The organism is Acinetobacter sp. ESBL14 (genome assembly GCF_036668815.1).
Taxonomy (GTDB): Bacteria; Pseudomonadota; Gammaproteobacteria; order Pseudomonadales; family Moraxellaceae; genus Acinetobacter; species Acinetobacter gyllenbergii.
Genome location: NZ_JAZEVS010000097.1, coordinates 1 through 219 on the forward strand (window position 1 = coordinate 1; position 219 = coordinate 219).

General features: G+C 53.9%; 1 pseudogene. It reads left to right on the forward strand.

Annotated elements, in window-relative coordinates:
• Positions 1-219, forward strand: a pseudogene (locus V6E90_RS21945) (Ig-like domain-containing protein); the annotation flags it as partial.

Here is a 219-nt window from a genome sequence, read left to right on the forward strand (position 1 = left end):
ATGCAGCGGGCAATGTGGGCACAGATAGCGCAGTATTGACGATTGATACCGTTGCACCAAATGCACCAGTGCTTGATCCGATCAATGCGACCGACCCAATCAGTGGTACAGCAGAACCTGGTTCGACTGTGACCGTGACCTTCCCAGATGGTACAAGTGTTCAGGTACCAACAGACCCAACGACTGGGGCGTGGACGACACCAAATCCAGGTGGCTTGA